Source organism: Gemmobacter caeni (assembly GCF_003054195.1).
GTDB classification, from domain to species: domain Bacteria; phylum Pseudomonadota; class Alphaproteobacteria; order Rhodobacterales; family Rhodobacteraceae; genus Gemmobacter; species Gemmobacter caeni.
Genome location: NZ_QBKP01000012.1, coordinates 90,334 through 110,731 on the forward strand (window position 1 = coordinate 90,334; position 20,398 = coordinate 110,731).

Genomic DNA, 20,398 nt, shown 5'->3' on the forward strand with positions numbered 1-20,398 from the left:
CGCTTTCACGCTATGGGAGGGCGAGCAGACAGGAGGGCGCGAGATGGACGCATTGCCGGGTATCGTCATCGCCGGGGCTTCGGGCCGCATGGGCCGCATGCTGATCGGTACGGTTCTGGCCAGCGACAAGGCCCGTCTTGCCGCTGCCATCCAACGGCCGGGGCATGACTGGATCGGTCGTGATATCGGCGAATGTCTGGGCGGCGCGCCGGTCGGCGTGAAAGTCACTGACGACCCGCTGGAGGCTTTCGCCAAGGCCCGCGCGGTGATCGACTTCACCACCCCCGCCGCCACGGTGGAATTTGCCGCCCTCGCGGCGCAGGCGCGTCTGGTCCATGTCATCGGCACCACCGGGCTTGAGCCGGAACATCTGGCAAAGATCGACGCCGCCGCCCGCCATGCGGTGATCGTGCGTGCGGGGAACATGAGCCTTGGTGTCAACCTGCTGGTCACCCTGACCCGCAAGGTCGCCGCCGCCCTTGATGCCGACTGGGACATCGAGGTGATCGAGGCGCATCACAACAAGAAGGTCGATGCGCCCTCTGGCACCGCGCTGATGCTGGGTCATGCCGCCGCCGAAGGGCGCGGCGTCGATCTGGACACCATGCGCGACTCGGGCCGTGACGGCATCACCGGCGCCCGGCGCCCCGGTGCCATCGGCTTCAGCGCCATTCGCGGCGGTGACATCGTGGGCGAACATGACGTGCTGTTTGCCGGGACGGGCGAGCGCATCGTGCTGCGCCATATCGCGACTGATCGTGCCATCTTCGCCCGTGGCGCGCTGAAAGCCGCCCTTTGGGGGCAGGACAAGGGCCCCGGGGCCTATGACATGATGGATGTGCTCGGCCTCTGAGGCCCGGCACGTCCCTGCCCATTGCTTCTTGCAAAAATACTCAAATTCCGACGCTGCCGGCCACGCGGCCAGTCGGGGCAGGGCGCCGCCTCAGAAATCGACCGCGATACCCTTCTTTTCCCAATCGCCAAAGCGCACCGGCTCCGGCCCGTCGCGCCCGCCCAGTTCGGGCGGCAGGGTCTGGTCCTTCGCGGCGCGGCGGCGTTCCTCGGCCTCGGCCAGGGCGCGCAGCGCTTCGGGTGGAAGGTCAGGCTTGTCCTCGCTCATCGGTCGGGTTCCTTGCAGGCTTCTCTGCCATGATATACGGGCGGCAGGCAGATGAACAAGGGCGGGGACGCGGGCAATGGCAAGGACGGCACGGGCGGCGGCGGTGGACATGCTGGACGGTGTGCTGGGCGAGGGCCTGCTGCTGAGCCAGTGTGAAGCGGCGCTGACCGGCCTGTCCCCTGCTGACCGCGCGCGGGCGCAGCGGCTGACGGCGCAGGTGCTGCGCCATGTCGAACCGACCGACCGCCTTCTGAAGCCCTTTCTCCGCAAGGCTCCGCCGCTGACGGTGCTGAACACCCTGCGCCTTGCCACAGTGGAACTGGTGCTGGGCGAGGCTGCGCATGGTGTGGTGAACGAGGCAGTGAACATGGTCCGCCATCACCGCCGTCATGCCGCGCTGTCGGGGCTGGTGAATGCCGTGCTGCGGCGCGTGGCGGAAAACCCCAGTTTCGGCAAGCAACCGCCGCAGCGCCTGCCGTTCTGGCTGCGCAAGCCATTGGTCGATGCCTGGGGCAAGCCCGCGGTCAGTGCGATGGAGGCTGTGCAGGCCGCCCCTGCGCCGGTCGATCTGACCCTGCGTCCGGGGCGGGATGTGGGGATCGAAGGGGCTGAGGCCTTGCCCACGGGCAGTCTGCGGCTTGCCCCCGGTGTGCAGGTTTCCGCCCTGCCGGGCTATGCGACCGGCGACTGGTGGGTGCAGGACGCTGCCGCCGCGCTGGCAGTGCCGCTGCTGGCACCGCAGGCGGGCGAGCGGGTGCTGGACCTCTGCGCCGCGCCGGGGGGCAAGACCTTGCAACTGGCCGCCGCCGGGGCGCAGGTCACGGCGCTGGATGTGAACGAGTCGCGCATGACGCGGCTGCGCGACAACCTTGCGCGCACCGGCCTCACCGCCGAGGTGGTGGTGGCCGATGCGCTGGACAGGCAGCCCGAGGCCCCGTTCGATGCCATCCTGCTGGATGCGCCCTGTTCCGCTACGGGCACCATTCGCCGCCATCCCGATCTGCCCTTTGTGAAAGACGGATCGGAACTGGAGGCATTGGTCGCCCTGCAGGCCGCGCTGATCGACCGGGCGCTGGGCTGGCTGAAACCGGGAGGGCGGCTGGTGTTCTGCACCTGCTCGCTTCTGCCGGAGGAAGGGGAGGCGCAGCTTGCCGCCGCGCTGGCGCGTCACCCCGCCCTGCGCGTTGATGATACCCTGCCGCCCGGCGCCGACCCCGAATGGCGCGCGCCTGCGGGCGGTTTGCGCCTGCGGCCCGATTACTGGGCCGACCGTGGCGGGATGGACGGGTTCTTCATGGCGCGGCTGGCGCGCTGAACGCGGCGACCAGCCCCGGCAGCGCATCGTGATGGGCGAAAGCCGCATCATGTGGCAGCGCCTCGACCGGGGTTTTGCGATAACCTTCGGTGAACAACAGGAAGGGCAGGCCCGCGTTCTGCGCGGTTTCCGCATCGACCTCGCTGTCGCCCACGAAAATCGCCGGGCCGCCACCCATGCGTGTCAGCGTTTCCAGCAGCGGCGCCGGATCGGGCTTCTTCACCGGCAGACTGTCGCCGCCGATTACCGCCGCGAACAGGTTTTCCAAGCCGAAATGGCGCAGCACCGCAAGTGTCGGCGCCAGCGGTTTGTTGGTGCAAAGCCCCAGCTTGCAGCCCGCTGCCTGCAACGCCTCCAGCGCCGCGCGGGTGCCGGGATACAGCACGGTCAGCGCCTGCGCCCCTTCATAGACTTCCAGAAACCGGGCCAGAACGCGGTCGAACTCCGGCCCCTCATGCGGCAGGTCCCGCGATTCGCACAGCCGCGCCACAAGGTTCGGCGCGCCGCGTCCGACAAAGCCCTGAACCTCGGCACGGGTAAAGGGGGGCTGGCCCAGAGCGGTGAAAACGGTGTTGGCGCTGGCATGGATGTCGGGTGCGCTGTCAATCAGCGTGCCATCCAGATCGAAGATAACGGAATGGGTCATGCGGGCTCCTTTGCGGGCGGAGAATGGCCTGCCCCGGCGCCGGGGTCCAGCCCCCGGACCGGCTCACACGGGGTTTTGCGGTGACAGGGGGCGCCCGCGCGTCTATGGTGCGGCGCAAGACCCGGACACGGGCAAGGCAGGCAATTTGTGGATCAGTGAGCGGGGCATGAGGGCGGTTGCGCGCGGCGCATGGTGGGCAGAGGCTTGGGTGCAGGCGATGAACCGCCTTGCCGCCCGTAAGGCCACGCGCGCAAAGCCCGCCGCCGGTTTCGTCTCGCAACCCGAACCCCGCACCATCGGTCTTTACGCGCGCGGCAAGCAGCTTGTTGCCGGAAACTTCCTGTTCGCAGGCCATCTGATCGAGGCGCCGGGGGCAGAGATCTGGGATATCGCCTGCCCGGGCCCCGCGTTTGAGGCTGAATTGCAGGGCTTCGGCTGGCTGGATGATCTGGCGGCGGTCGGTGATCCGGCGGCGCGCAAACGCGCCCAGGACTGGACCTTTGGCTGGATTGATCGTTACGGGCGCGGCGACGGCCCCGGCTGGTCGCCCGATCTGACCGGACGGCGGCTGATCCGCTGGATCAACCATGCCATCCTTTTGCTGGGCGGGCAGGATCGTGACCGCGCTTTGGCCTATTACAGCGCACTGTCGCATCAGACGGTGTTCCTGTCGCGGCGCTGGCAGGTGGCCTCGCCTGGCCTGCCGCGCTTCGAGGCGCTGACCGGGCTGATCTATGCGGGTCTGGCGCTGATCGGGATGGAGGCGCATGTTGATCCCGCCGCCGCCGCGCTGGCGCGGGAATGTGAGCGCGAGGTGGATGCCGAAGGAGGGATACCGACCCGCAACCCCGAGGAATTGCTTGAGGTTTTCACCCTGCTGACCTGGGCTGCCCAGGCGCTGACCGATGCCGGGCGGCTGGTGCCGCCGTCGCATCTGGCAGCGATTGAACGGATCGCGCCGACTCTGCGCGCGCTGCGTCATGCCGATGGCGGGCTGGCGCGGTTTCACGGGGGCGGGCGCGGGCTGGAGGGGCGGCTGGATCATGCGCTGGCCAGTTCCGGCGTGAAGCCCGCACCTGTCGGCGGGCTGGCCATGGGCTTTACCCGGCTGTCGGCGGGGCGCAGTTCGGTTATCGTCGATACAGCCCTGCCGCCGGGCGGGGAGGCGGGGGCCTCGGCCCATGCCTCGACCCTCGCATTCGAGCTGACGTCGGGGCGGCGGCCGCTGATCGTGAATTGTGGCAATGGCGCGCCTTTCGGCGCCGACTGGCACCGGGCCAGCCGCGCCACGCAAAGCCATTCGACCCTGTCCATCGACGGGTTTTCCTCGTCCCGCTTTGCCCATGACCGCCGCGAGGTGCTGGAGGATCGTGCCCGCATCACCCTGCTGCGGCAAAGCCATGATGCCGAGGCGCATCTGCTGCTTGCCGGGCATGACGGCTGGCGTGGCACGCACGGTCTGGTGCATCTGCGCGACCTTTCCCTGACGGCTGACGGACGCCGCCTTGATGGCACCGACATGCTGGTGGCCGATACCCCTGCCGACAAGGACCGCCTGCAAGCGGTGCTGCGCCGGACGGAGGGGGAGATCGGCTTTGCTCTGCGCTTCCACCTGCACCCCGATGCGGATGCCGAAATCGACATGGGGGGCGCTGCGGTTTCGGTCGCGCTGCGCTCGGGTGAGATCTGGGTGTTTCGCCATGACGGGCAGGCGGTGATGACGCTGGAGCCCTCGGTCTATCTGGAAAAGGGCCGTCTGATGCCCCGCGCGGCGCGACAGATCGTACTTGCGGCATCTTTGCAGGATTTTCAGGCCCGGATCGGCTGGACCTTGGCGAAGGCACAGGATACTCCGCTCGCCATCCGCGATATTGACCGGGAAGAGCCCCCCTCCCGCCCCTGATCAGGAGTGTCCGATGCATACCGCCGCCGCCGCACCCGTGAACCTCGTGCCCGTGGGGCGCGCGCTCCTCTCGGTTTCCGACAAGACCGGCCTTCTGGATCTGGCACGCGCGCTGGCCGCGCGGGGGGTCGAACTGATCTCCACCGGCGGCACGGCGCAGACGCTGCGCACTGAGGGCCTTGCCGTGCGGGACGTGGCCGAGGTGACGGGCTTCCCCGAGATGATGGACGGGCGCGTGAAGACCCTGCACCCGATGGTGCATGGCGGCCTGCTGGCGCTGCGCGACGATGACGAGCATCTGGTCGCCATGGCAGCCCACGGGATCGAGCCGATCGACCTGCTGGTGGTGAACCTTTATCCGTTCGAGCAGACGGTGGCGCGCGGCGCCTCTTACGCCGACTGTATCGAGAATATCGACATCGGCGGCCCGGCGATGATCCGTGCCGCCTCGAAGAACCACAAATTCGTCAACGTGATCACCGATCCGCAGGATTACGATGCCCTGCTGGCCGAACTGAAGGCCCATGACGGGGCAACCACCTATGCCTTCCGGCAGAAGCTGGCGCTGACCGCCTACAGCCGCACCGCTGCTTATGATGCCGCTGTGTCCACATGGATGGCCGGGGCGATCAAGGAAGATACGCCGCGCCGCCGCGCCTTTGCCGGGCAACTGGCGCAGAGCCTGCGCTATGGCGAAAACCCGCATCAGAAAGCGGCCTTCTACACCGACGGCACGCAGCGCCCCGGTGTTGCCACCGCGCAGCAATGGCAGGGCAAGGAACTGTCCTACAACAACATCAATGACACCGATGCGGCGTTCGAGCTGGTTGCCGAGTTCGATCCGGCGGAAGGTCCGGCCTGCGCCATCATCAAACATGCCAACCCCTGCGGCGTGGCGCGTGGCGCGACGCTGGCCGAGGCTTATGGCCGAGCCTATGACTGCGACCGGACCTCGGCTTTCGGCGGCATCATCGCGCTCAATCAACCGCTGGACGAAGCCACCGCGCGGGAGATCACCGGCATCTTCACCGAAGTCGTCATCGCCCCCGGCGCCTCGCCCGAGGCGCGCGCGGTCTTTGCCGCCAAGAAAAACCTGCGCCTGCTGACCACCGACCGCCTGCCCGACCCGCAGGCCAGGGGGCTGGCATGGAAACAGGTGGCCGGCGGTTTTCTCGTGCAGGACCGCGACAACGGCTTCCTGCGCATGGAAGACCTGAAGGTCGTGACGAAGCGCCAGCCGACCGAGGCAGAACTGCGCGACCTGCTGTTCGCCTGGACCGTGGCGAAACACGTCAAATCCAACGCCATTATCTATGTGAAGGACGGCGCGACCGTCGGGGTCGGCGCCGGACAGATGAGCCGCGTTGACAGCACGCGAATCGCTGCCCGCAAATCGCAGGACATGGCAGAGGCGCTGGGCATCGCCGCGCCGCTGACCCATGGCTCGGTCGTGGCCTCGGACGCGTTCTTTCCCTTTGCCGATGGCCTGATCACCGCTGCCGAGGCGGGGGCAACGGCGATCATCCAGCCCGGCGGCTCGATGCGCGACGACGAGGTCGTCGCGGCGGCCGATGAACGCGGGCTGGCCATGGTTTTCACCGGCATGCGCCATTTCCGGCACTGACATGCGCCGCGTTGCCCTGGTTGCCCTTGCGATTTTCTTGATTGATCAGATCACCAAACTGGTGGTGGTCTTTGGCCTTGACCTGCGGGCGCGGGGCGAGATCGACATCCTGCCACCCCTGCTGAATTTCCGCATGGCCTGGAACCGGGGCGTCAACTTTGGCCTGATGTCCAGCGAAGGCGAGTTGATGCGCTGGGGCCTGATCATCCTGTCGATCCTGATTGTCGGCTGGGTCTGGCACTGGTCGGCAAAATCGGCGCACGGGCCGCTGGCGCGGATTTCGGCGGGCGTGCTGATCGGGGGGGCCCTGGGCAATGTGGTGGACCGCGTGGCCTATGGGGCGGTGGCCGATTTCCTCAACATGTCCTGTTGCGGTTTCGACAACCCCTACGCCTTCAACGTGGCCGACATCGCCATTTTCGCGGGCGCGGCGGGATTGGTCCTGTTCACCGGGGATCGTGGCGCGACCAGCGGTGGCAAGCCGCGGCCAAAGCGCCGAAAGACCCCGTGACGTGCCAGCGCCTTTGCGCTAAAGACAACGGGACGGGTTTTCTGGAGAGAACGATGCAGGCAGCACGGCGGGTAGCGCGGGGGGCCATCCTTGCAGGAGCGGCGGCGCTTTCGATGACGCTGGCAGGCTGCGGTTCCGACCGGGAGCCGAAGCTGATGAACCTGCGGTCTACGACCAATGGACCCGATGAATTCGGCATCCTGCCGCCCAAGGCGCTGCAAATGCCGGACAACCTGAAAGCGCTTCCGGCGCCGACGCCCGGCGGCAGCAATATCACCGACCCGACGCCCGAAGCCGACGCCATCACCGCGCTGGGCGGACGTCCGGGCGCGGGCAGCGACGATGCGGCGCTGGTGGGTTATGCCGCCCGGAACGGCGTGGCGCAGAATATCCGCGGCCAGCTTGCGGTCGAGGATCTGGATCACCGCCGCCGCAACGATGCCCGGCTGCTGGAACGGGTGTTCGGCGTGAACGCCTATTACCGCGCTTACAAGGACATGTCGCTGGATCAGCATTCCGAGCTGGATTACTGGCGCCGCCGCGGTGTCGGCAATCCGTCCGCCCCGCCGCGTCAGGACGGGGAACGCTGACGCACGTCCGGTAAACTCGCCGTCAGGGCGGCTTGACCCCGGCCCTCCACCGCGTAGGTGTGGTGGGCGTCCGAGGGAGGCTTCCATGCGCAATACTGTCACCGCCGCACTGCTTTGGTCGGCTTCCGCCACTTTCGCCCTGGCCGAAGGGCCGGTGACGGATTTCACACTGGATAACGGTCTGCAGGTCGTGGTGATCGAGGATCACCGCGCGCCGGTCGCCGTCCAGATGATGTGGTACAAGATCGGCGCGGCGGACGAGCCGCAGGGCCATTCCGGCATTGCGCATTTCTTTGAACATCTGATGTTCAAGGCCACCAATGATCTGAAACCGGGCGAGTTTTCTGACATCGTCGAGGCGCAGGGTGGCAATGACAATGCCTTCACCTCGTGGGACCAGACCGCCTATTTCCAGCGCGTCGCGGCTGACCGGCTGGACCTGATGATGACGATCGAAGCCGACCGGATGCGCGACCTGCAACTGACCGACGATGTGGTCGCTACCGAACGCAACGTGATTCTGGAGGAACGCAACCAGCGTACCGACAGCGATCCCAGCAGCCTGTTCATGGAACAGCTTCGGGCGGCGCAGTTTCTCAACCACCCCTATGGCGTGCCGATCATCGGCTGGCGCCAGGAGATCGAGGGGCTGGGCCGGGCCGAGGCGGAAGATTTCTACCGCACCTATTATGCGCCCAACAATGCCATCCTGATCGTCGCGGGCGATGTGACGCCGGATGCGGTGCGCGCCATGGCCGAAAAGCACTATGGCCCGCTGACGCCCACCGCCAACCTGCCGGTACGCAAACGCCCGCAGGAGCCGCCGCAACTGGCCGAGCGCCGTCTGACCATGCATGACAAGCGTGTCTCCGAACCTTTCATGATGCGCACCTATCTGGCGCCGAACCGTCGGACGGGCGATCAGAAGACCGCCGCCGCGCTGGTTTATCTGGGGGAATTGCTGGGCGGGTCCGGCACGACCAGCCTTCTGGCCCGCAAGCTTCAGTTCGAAGATCCGAAGGCGGTTTACAGCTATGCCTATTATGATGGCACGGCGCTGGATTACGGCCAGTTCACCATCGGCATGGTTCCCTTGCCCGGTGTGAAGCCCGAGGAAGCGGAGGCGGAACTGGATGGCGTGCTGAAGGATTTCCTGGCCACCGGCCCAGATCCGGCCGCCTTCGCGCGGATCAGGACGCAGCTTCATGCCTCGGAAATCTATGCCGCCGATGATGTGGACGGACTTGCCCGCCGCTATGGCGATGCGCTGACCACCGGCCTGACCGTGGCTGATGTGCAGGCCTGGCCCGAGGTGCTGCAATCCGTGACGCCCGAGGATGTGATGGAGGCCGCGCGGCAGGTGCTGGATCGCCGCCATTCCGTGACCGGCTGGCTGCTGACCGAGGAGGATGCCCAATGATCGGCCGTTTTCTGGCGCTGTTCCTGCTGCTGGCCACACCGCTGCGGGCCGAGATTGCTATTCAGGACGTAACCTCACCCGGCGGCTTGAAGGCCTGGCTGGTCGAGGATCACTCGATCCCCTTTACCGCGCTGGAAATCCGCTTCCGGGGGGGCACCTCGCTGGATGCGCCGGGCAAGCGCGGCGCGGTCAATCTGATGACCGGATTGCTGGAGGAAGGCGCGGCAGAGATGAATGCCCAGAAATTCGCGGAAACCCGCGATGGTCTGGCGGCGGAGTTCCGGTTCGACAGTTCGAAGGACGATGTGGCGGTTTCGGCCCGGATGCTGACCGAGAACCGTACGCAGGCGGCGGAACTGCTGCGCCTTGCCCTGACGCGGCCACGCTTCGATGCCGATGCGGTGGAACGGGTGCGGGGGCAGGTGCTGTCGATCATCCGCAGCAATGCCAAAGACCCGTCGGCCATCGCAGGCCGTACGCTGGACGGGATCGCCTTTGGTGACCACCCTTATGCCAGTTCGGGTGACGGAACCGAGGACAGCGTGCAGGCGCTGACCCGCGATGACATCCTTACCGCCCACACGGCCGCGCTGGCCCGCGACCGGGTCTATGTGGCGGCCGTGGGCGACATCACGCCTGAACAACTTGGTGCGCTGCTGGATCATCTGCTGGGGGGCCTGCCCGAGACCGGGGCACCACTTCCCGGCGCAGCCCGGCTCGATCTGACCGGCGGGGTCACGGTGGTCGATTTTCCGACGCCGCAGGCAGTGGTCAGCTTCGCACAGCCGGGGTTGGAGCGGGATGACCCGGATTATTTCGCGGCCTTCGTGCTGAACGAGATTGTGGGCGGTGAACGCTTCGGCTCGCGTCTCATGCGGGAATTGCGCGAAAAACGCGGGCTGACCTACGGCGCCCGCAGCTATCTGATCGACTATGATCATGCCGATCTGCTGGCCGGGCAATTCGCCACCGACAACAAGACTGCCGGGCAAGCCGTCGATGTATTGCGCGCTGAATGGGCCAGAGCCGCCGAAGGTGTGACGGCCGAGGAGCTCGCCGCTGCCAAGACCTATCTGACCGGCGCCTATCCGCTGCGCTTTGATGGCAACGGGCCGATTGCCCGCATCCTTGTGGGTATGCAGATGACCGGTCTTCCGATCGACTATTCCGCGACGCGGAACCAGAAGATCGAGGCGGTGACGCTGGACGATATTCGCCGTGTGGCGCGGCGGCTGATCCGGTCCGATCAGCTGCGGATCGTCGTGGTGGGTCAGCCCGAGGGACTGAGCACGGCGCCCTGACGCGCCGCTATTCCTGTGGCCGAATCTGCGCCCCTGTGCTAGGTCTTGCGGCATGAAGCTGGAAACCCCCAACATGGCGCGGCCGGTCATTCGGCAACTGGATGAAGCGGCGATCAACCGCATCGCGGCGGGCGAGGTGGTGGAACGCCCCGCCTCTGCCGTGAAAGAGCTGGTGGAAAACGCGCTCGACGCCGGCGCGCGGCGCATCGCGGTGGATTATGCGGATGGCGGCAAGACGCTGATCCGCGTTACCGACGATGGCTGCGGCATGACCGGCGACGACCTGCCGCTGGCCTTGTCGCGGCACGCTACCTCGAAGATTGACGGCTCGGACCTGCTGAACATCCAGAGCTTCGGTTTCCGTGGCGAGGCGCTGCCCAGCCTCGGTGCCGTGGGGCGGCTGACCATCACATCGCGCGCGCAGGGGTTTGAAGGCGTCAGCCTGACCGTCGAGGGCGGGCGCCTGGGCGACCTGCGTCCCGCCGCGCTGAATCGTGGCACGGTGGTCGAACTGCGCGACCTGTTCTATGCCACCCCGGCGCGGCTGAAATTCCTGCGCTCTGACCGGGCCGAGATGGGCGCGATTTCCGATGTGATGAAGCGCCTCGCGCTGGCCGAACCTCATGTCGGTTTCACCCTGCGCGATGTCAGTGGCGGTGGCGACGGGCGGCTTGTCTTCCGCGCCGATGCGGAAAACGGTGATTTCTTCGATGCGCTGCATCGGCGTGTTTCGCGCGTGCTGGGCAGCGATTTCGGTGAAAATGCGCTGCGCATTGATCTTGAACGGGAAGGTGTGCGGCTGGTTGGCTATGCAGCGCTGCCGACCTATTCGCGTGGTTCGTCTGTGGCGCAGTTCCTGTTCGTCAATGGCCGTCCGGTGCTGGACAAGATGCTGCTGGGGGCGCTGAGGGCGGCCTATATGGATGTGCTTAGCCGTGACCGGCACCCCGCTGCCGTGCTGAACGTGGTCTGCGACCCCGAACGGGTGGACGTGAACGTCCATCCCGCCAAGGCCGAGGTGCGTTTCCGCGAGCCGGCGCTGGTGCGGGGGCTGATCGTCTCGGGGCTGCGGCTGGCGCTGACAGGGGCGGGGCATCGCGCCTCCAACACCGTGGCGACCGAAACGCTGGAGGCGTTCCGTCCGGAGCCTGCGATGGTTGCGCCTGTTGCCGTGCCGCCGCGCGTCTATCAGATGGATCGCCCCTCGCAGGCGACCTTTGCCCGCGCTTTCGCCGCTCAGGCCCCTGCGCCGCAGCCGGGCTTTGCCGAGGCGCCTTCGGCTCGCGTCGAGTCGGCTGCCGCGCCGGAACCCGATCTGACCGAGCGTCCGCTGGGTGCCGCCCGCGCGCAGGTGCATGAAAATTACATCATCGCGCAGACGGCCAGTGGCATGGTCATCGTCGATCAGCATGCCGCGCATGAAAGGCTGGTCTATGAACGGCTGAAGGCGCAGGCGTCCGACAAGGGTATCGCCGCGCAGGCGCTGCTTATCCCCGAAATCGTCGATCTGTCGGAGGCGGACGCCGCGCGCCTGCTGGAGATTGCGGAGGATCTGGCGGCGCTGGGTCTGGGGATCGAACCCTTCGGCGGTGGTGCCATTGCCGTGCGCGAGGTGCCCGCGATCCTTGGCCGCGTCGATGCTGCCGCGCTGATCCGCGATATCGTGGACGATCTGGCCGATCTGGGATCGTCAGAGCGCCTGAAGGGCCGCATCGACGCGGTGCTGAGCCGGATGGCCTGCCATGGCTCGGTCCGCTCCGGGCGGCAGATGCGGGCCGACGAGATGAACGCGCTGCTGCGCGAGATGGAGGCGACGCCGATGTCCGGCCAGTGCAACCATGGGCGGCCGACCTATGTCGAACTCAAGCTGGCCGATATCGAACGGCTGTTCGGGCGCAGATGATCCGGCTGGGAACCATGGAACTGGCGTGGAATGACCCGGCCGTGCTCATTGCGGGCAGCCTCATCGGGCTGATCGTCCTGCTGCTGCTGCTTGTGCTGCGCGCCTCCGGTCGGGCGGCGCAACCGCTGGTGCAGGAACTGGGGTGGCTGGGGCAGCGGGTGCAAAGCCTTGCCGACGGGCAGGAGCGGCTGGCAGGCGGGCTGCATCATGTGTCTGAGGCGCAGGCGGTCAGCCAGACCGCCATGTTGCAGGTGATGGAACAGCGTCTGGCTGAAGTGCAGCGCCAGATGGGCGAAAGCCTGCACGGCACAGCCACTCGCACGGCGCGTTCCCTGGGCGAATTGCAGCAACGGCTGGAAACTATCGACAAAGCGCAGGCCAATATCGAGAAACTGTCGGGCAATGTGCTGGGTTTGCAGGATATTCTGTCCAATAAGCAGACGCGCGGCGCTTTTGGCGAGATCCAGTTGCATGACATCGTGCTGAAGGCGCTGCCGTCGGACAGCTACACGATGCAGGCCACGCTTTCCAACGGGCGGCGGGCGGATTGCCTGATCCACCTGCCCAACCCGCCCGGCCCCATCGTGATCGACAGCAAATTCCCGCTGGAGGCGTATGAAGCCCTGCGCCGCGCGCAAGGGCAGGCTGATCTGGACCTTGCGGCGCGTCAGCTACGACAGGCTGTGCGCACGCATATCAAAGCGATTTCAGAGCGTTACATCCTTGAAGGCGAAACCGCCGATGGTGCGCTGATGTTCCTGCCCTCCGAGGCGGTCTATGCTGAGTTGCATGCCAATTTCCCTGAACTGATCCGTGACGGATTTGCCGCGCGGGTCTGGATCGTCTCACCCACCACCTGCATGGCGACGCTGAACACCATGCGCGCGGTGCTGAAGGATGCTCGGATGCGCGAACAGGCGGGGGCGATCCGCAAGGAACTGGCGCTGCTGTATCAGGACGTTTCGCGGCTGGGCGACCGGGTGGCGAACCTTGACCGGCATTTCGGGCAGGCCGCGAAGGATATCGAGGAAATTCGCATCAGCAGCGAAAAGGCGGGCCGTCGGGCGCGGCGCCTTGATAACTTCGACTTCGAGGAACTGGCGCCGGAAAGCCCGGCCATGATTGGAGGCGCCGAATGAGGCTGAGCCGTGCGGATTACACCGAAATGCCCTGGGCCAATGGCAAGGGCCGCACGGTGGAACTGTGGCGCGAGGACGGGCCGCAGGGGCTGCGCTTCCGGTTGTCGATGGCTTCAGTGGTGGAGAACGGTGATTTCTCGCTGTTTCCGGGCATTGACCGGGTGCTGACCGTGCTGTCCGGTCCCGGTTTCGGGCTGGTAGGTGACGGGATCGACCTGCGCTGTGACCTGTTGGTCCCGGCGGCCTTTCCGGGGGATGTGGCGCTGCGGGCGGTGGGTGTCACCGCGCCGGTCGAGGATTTCAATGTGATGACTGCCCGTGACCTGCCCGCGCCCGAGGTGCGGGTGGTGCAGACGGGGCAGCACGCCCCGCCACAGGCTGGGCGGTTGTTTGTCTTTGATCTGGCCTCGCAGGGGCTTGAGATCAGCGAGGCGCCGGTGACGGTTTCGGGGCCGTCCCTTCTGGTGCTGACCCGGTTCTAGGCGGCAATTCGCAGAACAAACCTTGCAATCCCGCCATTGGCTGCCGATCTGGCGGGGATGAAACGACGATTGATGCTGATAGCAGGGGCTGCCGTGGCGATGGTGGCGGCGGGGGGCTGGCGTTGGCGCGCGCGCCACGACAGCGCGGCATTCGCGGCGCAATATGCCGCCCTGCCGCCTCGTCCCCCGGGATCGGTCTATCACCTTGGCCACAGCCTCGTGGGCCGGGACATGCCCGCCATGCTGGCGCAGATGATGGGGTCGGGCTACCGCTACAACAGCCAGCTGGGCTGGGGGGCCTCGCTGAACCAGCACCGTGCGGGCGACGTTCCGGGCCATGCCGAGGAAAATGCCACCCCCGCCTATCGTGCGGCCGAAGCGGCGATCGGATCCGGCGATTATGACGCAGTTGTTCTGACGGAAATGGTGGAGCTGCGCGACGCTCTGCGCTGGCATGACAGCGCGGTGGCGCTGGCCCACTGGGCGGCACTGGCGCGTGCAGCGCGGCCGGATGTGCGGGTGTATCTCTATGAAACCTGGCATCGGCTGGACGATCCGCAGGGCTGGCTCTCCCGGCTGGACGCTGACTTGCCGGAGTTGTGGGAGCCGCTGGTGGCCGAGGCCATGGCCGATCCGGCGACCGGCTCGATTCACATCATTCCTGCGGGCCAGGCGATGGCTGCGCTGGTGCGGCGGATCGAGGCGGGCGAAGTGCCGGGGCTGAGCAACCGGCAGGATCTGTTCGCCCGCGATGCGGCGGGCGAGGTGGACCCCATCCATCTGAACGATCTGGGGGCCTATGTGGTGGCGCTTGTTCATTACGCGGTACTGAGCGGTGCCAGCCCGCTGGGCCTTCCGCACCGGCTGAACCTTGCCGATGGCACCCCCGCCACGGCGCCGCCCGATGCCGCCGCGCCGATCATTCAGGCGGTGGTCTGGGACGCGGTGCGCGGTTATGCTCCGTCCGGTGTATCCGGTTGATAAGGCTTAAGCATGTCCCTTCTCGCATTCCTGGCTGACATCCTGTTCGTGGGCCACAGCCTCGTCGGCCCCAATCTTCCGCCGCTGGTGGAGGATGGCCTGCGTGCGACCGGGGTCGAGGAGGTGCGGGTCGAGGCGCAGATCATCAATGGCGCACCGCTGAAATATCAGTGGGATCACGCGGCTGAGGCCGAGGGCGCAAATGGCCGCGCCCGGCTGGAAACGGGCCAGATCGGCACGCTCATCCTGACCGAGGCGATTCCACTGGCGGGGCAGGCGGAGTGGAACGACAGCGCCGGGCAGGTCAAGAACTGGGCCGGGCTTGCCTGGGCACAAAATCCGGAGACGGCGGTCTATGTCTATGAGACATGGCACAGCCTTGCCTCCGGTTCCGGTGCGGTGATCGCGGATGACCCGGCGGCGGGCGTGCCATGGCTGGACCGGATCGCGGCAGATCGCGCGGCGTGGCTGGATCTGGCCGCAGCGGCCGAGGCGATCCGGCCCGACACTGCGCCACCGGTGCGGCTGATCCCCGCCGGGCAGGCGATGGCGCTGGCGGCAGGGGCCGCGCAGGCGGGCGCCTTGCCGGGCGTTGCCGACATCCGTGACCTGTTCGCCGATGACATCCACCCCAATGGCAAGGGGCAGTATCTGGTTGCCATGGTGCATCTGGCCATGCTGACCGGAGAATCGCCCGAGGGACTGCCGGCCAAGCTGGGCCGTCGCTGGCAAAGCCGCGATGCGGTAATTTCCCCCGAACTGGCCGTCGCGATGCAGCGCATCGCCTGGGCGGCGGCGCAGCCGGAGCTCGCCCGCGAGCCTGCCCCCCGCGCTGTTGCTGTGCCGGAACCGGCGGTCGATGCACCTGCCGGGGCCGATGCGAAACCCGTTGCCACGGAGGTTGCGGCAGCCGACCCGATGCCTGCCGCTGACGCAGCCTCCTTTACACCCGTCACCAACCCGGCGCTGGCGCTGGGGCTTGCGGGGGTGAACGACTGGTCGGTGCAGCAGCCGTTTCTGGATGTGATGAAAACAGCGCGGCCATGGACCGGCCATCTGGCGGGTCAATGGGGCGGGATGGACCATGATGCACTGGCGGCGGGCGGCTGGCTCAACGCGAATGGCTGGCCGGTTGCGCTGCCGCCCGGCATCACCGGGATTTCCACGCTGGTGCTGACCGATCTGCCCGAGGATGCGGGCGGGGTTGCCGGGCGCTATCTGGTGCACTGGCAGGGGCAGGGCGACCTGACGGTGGAGGGCCGGGCGCAAAACCTGACGCCTCTGCCGGGTGGCGGACTGGCCTTCGACTATACGCCCGGCGAAGGAGCGGTGCTGCTGACCCTGACCCGCACCGAAAGGGATGACCCGTTGCGCCGCATCACCCTCGTGCGCGAGGACCGGGCGGCAGCTTTCGCCTCGGGGCAGATCTTCAACCCCGACTGGCTGGACCGTATTCGCGGTGTGCGGGCGATCCGCTTCATGGATTGGATGGCGACCAACGATTCCATGCTCTCCACTGTCGAGGTCAGCCCCAAGCCTGATGATTACACCTGGGCGCGCAATGGCGTGCCGGTGGAGGTGATGGTGGCGCTGGCCAATGAGCTGGACGCCGATCCGTGGTTCACCCTGCCGCATCTGGCGGGCGATCCGCTGGTGCGGTTCTACGCCGAAAGCGTGGCGGATCTGCTGGAACCCGGACGCGTTGCCTGGGTCGAATATTCCAACGAGGTCTGGAACCCGCAATTCGCCCAAGGCCAATGGGCGCGCGAACAGGCGAAGGCGCGCTGGGGGGACGAAGGCGCGGGGCTGCAATTCTATGGCCTGCGCGCGGCCGAGGTCATGGGGATCTGGTCGGCAGCCTTTGGCGATGAAGCAGCGAAGCGGCTGGTCCGCGTGGTGGCCACCCAGACCGGCGTGCCGGGGGCGGAACGCGCGATCCTTGACGCGCCGCTGGCGGTGGCCGAGGGCAAGCCCGCGCCGAAGGGCAGCTTTGACGCCTATGCCGTCACGGGCTATTTCGCGGCGCTGCTGGGCAGCGAGGCCAAGCAGGCCATGGTGAAGGGCTGGCTGGCCGAAAGCGCCAAGGCTGATCCGCAGCACCCTTATGCGCAGGCCATCGCCCGTGCGGCGGAGGAATTGCGCGACGGTCGGCATTCGGGCGTGACCGAGGATACGCTGGACGACTTATTGACTCGCGTTCTGCCGCATCATGCCGAAGTCGCAAAGGCCGAGGGTCTGCGTCTGGCGATGTATGAGGGCGGCAGCCACGTCGTCGGCTATGGCCCGGTGACCGAAGATAGCGAACTCACGGCCTTCTTTCAGGCGCTGAATTACGCCCCGGAAATGGGTGCGCTTTACGCCGTCCTGCTGAAAGGCTGGGCCGGGCTGACCTATGCGCCTTTCAACGCTTTCGTAGATGTCTATCGCCCGACGAAATGGGGAAGCTGGGGCGCGCTGCGGCATCTGGGCGATGAAAACCCGCGCTGGCGGGTGCTGGCGAAGGGCTGCGACGGGTGCTGAGCGTCATCCTCCCCGCGTCGAACGAGGAAGCCTATATCGGCGCCTGTCTGGATGCATTGCTGGCCTCCGACCCGGTCCCAGGCGGGGCCGAGGTGATCGTGGTCTCCAACGGCTCGCGCGATGCGACGGCGGCGGTGGCCCGGCAACGACAGGCGGCTGCGGCTGCGGCGGGCTGGCGGCTGGCGGTGCTCGATCTGGCTGAGGGCGGCAAGCCCGGCGCGCTGAATGCAGGCGATGCGGCGGCGCGGGGGGCACTGCGGGCATATCTGGATGCCGATGTCATCGTCTCGCCCCCGCTGATGGCGGCGCTGGTTGCGGCGCTGGAGGGCGACCAGCCGCTTTATGCCGGGGGTACGCCGGTCATTCCCCGCGCCCGCAGCGCGCTGACCCGCGCTTATGCGCGGTTCTGGCAGCGCCTGCCCTTCAACCGCAGTGCCGCGCCCGGTTACGGCCTGTTTGCGGTGAATGCTGCGGGGCGGGCGCGATGGGCAGAGTTTCCGGCCATCATCTCGGACGACACTTTCGTGCGGCTGCAATTCGCGCCGGGCGAAAGGATGCAGGTGGCGCCCACATACCTCTGGCCGATGGTCGAAGGCTTTGCCGCGCTGACCCGCGTGCGGCGCCGGCAGGATGCAGGCGTGCGCGAGATTGAGACGCTCTGGCCCGACCTGCCTGCGCGCGAGGGCAAGGCGCGCCTTGGCAAGACGGCACTGGCGCGGCTGGCCCTGGCCGATCCCGTCGGTTTCGCGGTCTATGCTGCCGTGACGCTCGCGGTGCGGCTGCGCCGTCAATCCGGTGGCTGGACGCGCGGGCGTTAGCCCGTCGCCAGTTGCCAGATCAGCCGCAGCGCCAGCGCGGTGGAGCTGATCACCAGCAGCGGCTTGATGATCCTCGCCCCGATCCGCATGGCCAGCCGCGACCCCAGCCGCGCGCCGGCGATCTGCGCCGCCCCCATCGCCAGCCCCATCGCCCACCAAGGGGCGCCCTGGGCCGCAAAGATCAGCAGCCCGCCGATGTTGGAGGCGAAGTTCAGAAGCTTGGTATGCGCCGTGGCCTTCAGCACGCCATAGCCCGCCAGCAGGACGAAGCCGATCATGTAGAAGGCCCCGGCGCCCGGCCCGATCAGCCCGTCATAAAAGCCGATCAGCGGCACGATGGTGGCCGAGAAGGCCACTGCGGGCATCCGGGCGGTGCGGTCGGCATCGGTCAGCCCCGGTTTCAGCGCGAAGAACAGCGCAATGCCGATCAGGATGACGGGCAGCGCATAGCGCAGCCCCTCGGTCGGCAGGATGCTGACGGCCAGTGCACCAAGGGCGCCTGCGGCAAAGGCCCCGATCGCGGCGCGGATCTGGTGGCGCGGGTTCACATGGCCCGCGCGGGCGTAGGAAATCGCCGCCGTCGCCGCGCCGAAGGTGCCCTGAACCTTGTTGGTGGACAGCGCCTGCACCGGGCTTGCCCCGGCCAGCAGCAGGGCAGGCAGGGTAATCAGCCCGCCACCCCCTGCAATGCTGTCGACGAAGCCCGCCGCGAAGGCCGCCACGATCAGCATGGCGGCAAGATCGTAGGTGACCTCGAACATCACAGATCGAACCGGCGCGAGACACGGCCGACGACCTGCCCGCTTTGCAGCGCGTAATCGGGGTCGTTCGCATAATCGACAAAGCCGCGCCGGGCGTAATAGCCAAGCCCCGGCGCATTGTCGGCGCGGATCGTGGCGTTCAGCACCGTCAGCCCCGCCGCGCGGGCGGCGGGCACGGTAGCGGCGAACAGTGCCACGCCTGCGCCGCTGCGCTGGCGGTCGGGGCTGACGAAGCTGCCGATGTCGCCCCAGCCTTCGGGTAGCGCCGGGTTGTGACCGACACATTGAAAGCCGATCAGACCGGCGTCATCTTCCGCCAGATGGCAGCAGACGGGTTCCTCGCCCGCGATGTAATGGCGCGCCACCGCCTCGGGCGTAAACGGGGTCTCATGCGCCGTGGTGCCGCCGATGGCGATGATCCGGTTCAGCAGATCGGTCATTGCGGGCGCATCGGCGAGGGTGGCGGGACGCACGATCATGCTGCGAAATCCTCGCGCCGGTATCCCTGGATATACAGCAGCGCCGTCAGATCACCGTGGTTGATACGGATGTCGCATTGTGCCGCGACCGAAGGTTTGGCGTGCAGTGCGACGCCGGCACCTGCCCGGTTCAGCATCGCCAGATCATTGGCGCCATCGCCCACCGCCATCGCCTGTTCCGGCGTGATCCCCATGCGGGCCGAGATCTGTTCCAGCGCCTCAAGTTTCGCGGCCTTACCAAGGATGGGCATGCCCACCTCGCCGGTCAGCGCGCCATCCGTGGCAAGCAGCGTATTGGCGCGGTTTTCGTGGAACCCCAGCGCCTCGGCCACGCGGGTGGTAAAGGCGGTGAAGCCGCCAGAGACGAGCGCCGCATAGGCACCATTGGCGCGCATGGTGGCCAGCAATTCGCGCCCGCCGGGCATGAAGGTGATGCGGTCCGTCCAGACCCGTTCGATCACGTCTTCGGGCAAGCCCTTAAGCAGCCCCACGCGTTCACGCAGCGCGGCCTCGAAATCCAGCTCTCCATTCATCGCGCGGCGGGTGATGTCGGCAACATAAGCGCCCACCCCGGCCTCATCGGCCAGTTCGTCGATGCATTCCTGCTGGATCATGGTCGAATCCATATCCGCCAGCAGCAGGGCCTTGCGCCGCCCTTCGGCCGGTTGCACCACAAGGTCGATGCCTTGTTCCTGCAACTGCTCCCACACCTGCCAGCGGTCAGCGGGCATCGCCTCCAGCGCGAATTCCGCCGCTGCGCCGGGATCGAGCCAGAGCGTTTCCCCGCCATTCCAGGCGGCGCGCAGGGTTTCGACGGTGGCGCGCTCCAGCGTCGGACGGTCAGGGCAGGTCAGCAGCGTGGCGATGAACATGGGGTCTCCGGTC

19 protein-coding genes are annotated in these 20,398 nt (G+C 67.1%); 14 read left to right on the top strand and 5 right to left on the bottom strand.

The window, feature by feature from the left end; translation table 11 throughout:
• Nucleotides 1–43: 43 nt before the first annotated feature.
• A complete protein-coding gene (dapB, locus tag C8N34_RS17375; RefSeq protein ID WP_108129828.1) occupies nucleotides 44–853 on the top strand; it encodes a 4-hydroxy-tetrahydrodipicolinate reductase in 810 nt (269 codons plus the stop codon).
• 90 nt (nucleotides 854–943) lie between these two features.
• Here dapB and C8N34_RS17380 read toward each other — a convergent pair whose 3' ends face one another.
• A complete protein-coding gene (locus C8N34_RS17380; RefSeq protein ID WP_054304278.1) occupies nucleotides 944–1,120 on the bottom strand; it encodes a DUF1674 domain-containing protein in 177 nt (58 codons plus the stop codon).
• A 76-nt stretch (nucleotides 1,121–1,196) separates the two neighbouring features.
• Here C8N34_RS17380 and C8N34_RS17385 point away from each other — a divergent pair, with 76 nt between their 5' ends.
• Nucleotides 1,197–2,435, top strand: a complete 1,239-nt coding sequence (locus C8N34_RS17385) for an RsmB/NOP family class I SAM-dependent RNA methyltransferase (protein ID WP_108129829.1) — start codon at nucleotides 1,197–1,199, stop codon at nucleotides 2,433–2,435.
• On the opposite strand, the gene gph is transcribed toward C8N34_RS17385, so the two are convergent.
• A complete protein-coding gene (gene gph / locus C8N34_RS17390) occupies nucleotides 2,413–3,081 on the bottom strand; it encodes a phosphoglycolate phosphatase (RefSeq protein WP_108129830.1) in 669 nt (222 codons plus the stop codon). The genes C8N34_RS17385 and gph overlap by 23 nt on opposite strands.
• A 166-nt stretch (nucleotides 3,082–3,247) precedes the next feature.
• Here gph and C8N34_RS17395 point away from each other — a divergent pair, with 166 nt between their 5' ends.
• From C8N34_RS17395 to C8N34_RS17450, 12 genes are all read left to right on the top strand, one after another.
• Nucleotides 3,248–4,984: a heparinase II/III family protein gene (locus C8N34_RS17395; RefSeq protein ID WP_242013819.1), complete on the top strand. Its 1,737-nt coding sequence runs from the start codon at nucleotides 3,248–3,250 to the stop codon at nucleotides 4,982–4,984.
• A gap of 13 nt (nucleotides 4,985–4,997) precedes the next feature.
• Complete coding sequence (gene purH, locus C8N34_RS17400) at nucleotides 4,998–6,608, top strand: bifunctional phosphoribosylaminoimidazolecarboxamide formyltransferase/IMP cyclohydrolase (protein WP_108129831.1); 1,611 nt, start codon at nucleotides 4,998–5,000, stop codon at nucleotides 6,606–6,608.
• Between the two features lies 1 nt (nucleotide 6,609).
• Nucleotides 6,610–7,119 carry a signal peptidase II gene (gene lspA / locus C8N34_RS17405; RefSeq protein WP_054304274.1) on the top strand — a complete coding sequence of 170 codons (510 nt, stop codon included), beginning with the start codon at nucleotides 6,610–6,612 and terminating at the stop codon, nucleotides 7,117–7,119.
• Between the two features lie 53 nt (nucleotides 7,120–7,172).
• Complete coding sequence (locus tag C8N34_RS17410; RefSeq protein WP_108129832.1) at nucleotides 7,173–7,709, top strand: DUF3035 domain-containing protein; 537 nt, start codon at nucleotides 7,173–7,175, stop codon at nucleotides 7,707–7,709.
• Between the two features lie 85 nt (nucleotides 7,710–7,794).
• Nucleotides 7,795–9,129 carry a M16 family metallopeptidase gene (locus C8N34_RS17415; protein WP_108129833.1) on the top strand — a complete coding sequence of 445 codons (1,335 nt, stop codon included), beginning with the start codon at nucleotides 7,795–7,797 and terminating at the stop codon, nucleotides 9,127–9,129.
• Nucleotides 9,126–10,430 carry a M16 family metallopeptidase gene (locus C8N34_RS17420; protein WP_108129834.1) on the top strand — a complete coding sequence of 435 codons (1,305 nt, stop codon included), beginning with the start codon at nucleotides 9,126–9,128 and terminating at the stop codon, nucleotides 10,428–10,430. Before C8N34_RS17415 ends, C8N34_RS17420 begins: the two co-directional genes overlap by 4 nt.
• Before the next feature lie 52 nt (nucleotides 10,431–10,482).
• Nucleotides 10,483–12,333 carry a DNA mismatch repair endonuclease MutL gene (mutL, locus tag C8N34_RS17425; RefSeq protein WP_108129835.1) on the top strand — a complete coding sequence of 617 codons (1,851 nt, stop codon included), beginning with the start codon at nucleotides 10,483–10,485 and terminating at the stop codon, nucleotides 12,331–12,333.
• Complete coding sequence (locus tag C8N34_RS17430) at nucleotides 12,330–13,472, top strand: DNA recombination protein RmuC (RefSeq protein ID WP_054304269.1); 1,143 nt, start codon at nucleotides 12,330–12,332, stop codon at nucleotides 13,470–13,472. Before mutL ends, C8N34_RS17430 begins: the two co-directional genes overlap by 4 nt.
• Nucleotides 13,469–13,954, top strand: a complete 486-nt coding sequence (locus tag C8N34_RS17435; RefSeq protein WP_108129836.1) for a HutD/Ves family protein — start codon at nucleotides 13,469–13,471, stop codon at nucleotides 13,952–13,954. The genes C8N34_RS17430 and C8N34_RS17435 overlap by 4 nt, the downstream gene beginning before the upstream one ends.
• A 72-nt stretch (nucleotides 13,955–14,026) precedes the next feature.
• On the top strand, nucleotides 14,027–14,935 hold the full coding sequence (locus tag C8N34_RS17440) for a hypothetical protein (RefSeq protein ID WP_229825587.1): 909 nt from the start codon (nucleotides 14,027–14,029) through the stop codon (nucleotides 14,933–14,935).
• A 12-nt stretch (nucleotides 14,936–14,947) separates the two neighbouring features.
• Nucleotides 14,948–17,455 carry a hypothetical protein gene (locus C8N34_RS17445; RefSeq protein ID WP_108129837.1) on the top strand — a complete coding sequence of 836 codons (2,508 nt, stop codon included), beginning with the start codon at nucleotides 14,948–14,950 and terminating at the stop codon, nucleotides 17,453–17,455.
• Nucleotides 17,440–18,273, top strand: coding sequence for a glycosyltransferase family 2 protein (locus C8N34_RS17450; protein ID WP_108129838.1), 834 nt, complete (start codon nucleotides 17,440–17,442; stop codon nucleotides 18,271–18,273). Before C8N34_RS17445 ends, C8N34_RS17450 begins: the two co-directional genes overlap by 16 nt.
• Here C8N34_RS17450 and C8N34_RS17455 read toward each other — a convergent pair.
• Genes C8N34_RS17455 through serB form a run of 3 tightly spaced genes read right to left on the bottom strand, consistent with a single transcriptional unit; the run spans nucleotide 18,270 to nucleotide 20,385 of the window.
• Complete coding sequence (locus C8N34_RS17455) at nucleotides 18,270–19,034, bottom strand: TSUP family transporter (RefSeq protein ID WP_108129839.1); 765 nt, start codon at nucleotides 19,032–19,034, stop codon at nucleotides 18,270–18,272. The genes C8N34_RS17450 and C8N34_RS17455 overlap by 4 nt on opposite strands.
• A complete protein-coding gene (locus tag C8N34_RS17460; protein WP_054300910.1) occupies nucleotides 19,034–19,513 on the bottom strand; it encodes a GNAT family N-acetyltransferase in 480 nt (159 codons plus the stop codon). The genes C8N34_RS17455 and C8N34_RS17460 overlap by 1 nt, the downstream gene beginning before the upstream one ends.
• Nucleotides 19,510–20,385 (bottom strand): phosphoserine phosphatase SerB, encoded by an 876-nt coding sequence (gene serB, locus C8N34_RS17465; RefSeq protein WP_054300909.1) that lies wholly within the window; start codon nucleotides 20,383–20,385, stop codon nucleotides 19,510–19,512. Before serB ends, C8N34_RS17460 begins: the two co-directional genes overlap by 4 nt.
• Nucleotides 20,386–20,398: the final 13 nt, after the last annotated feature.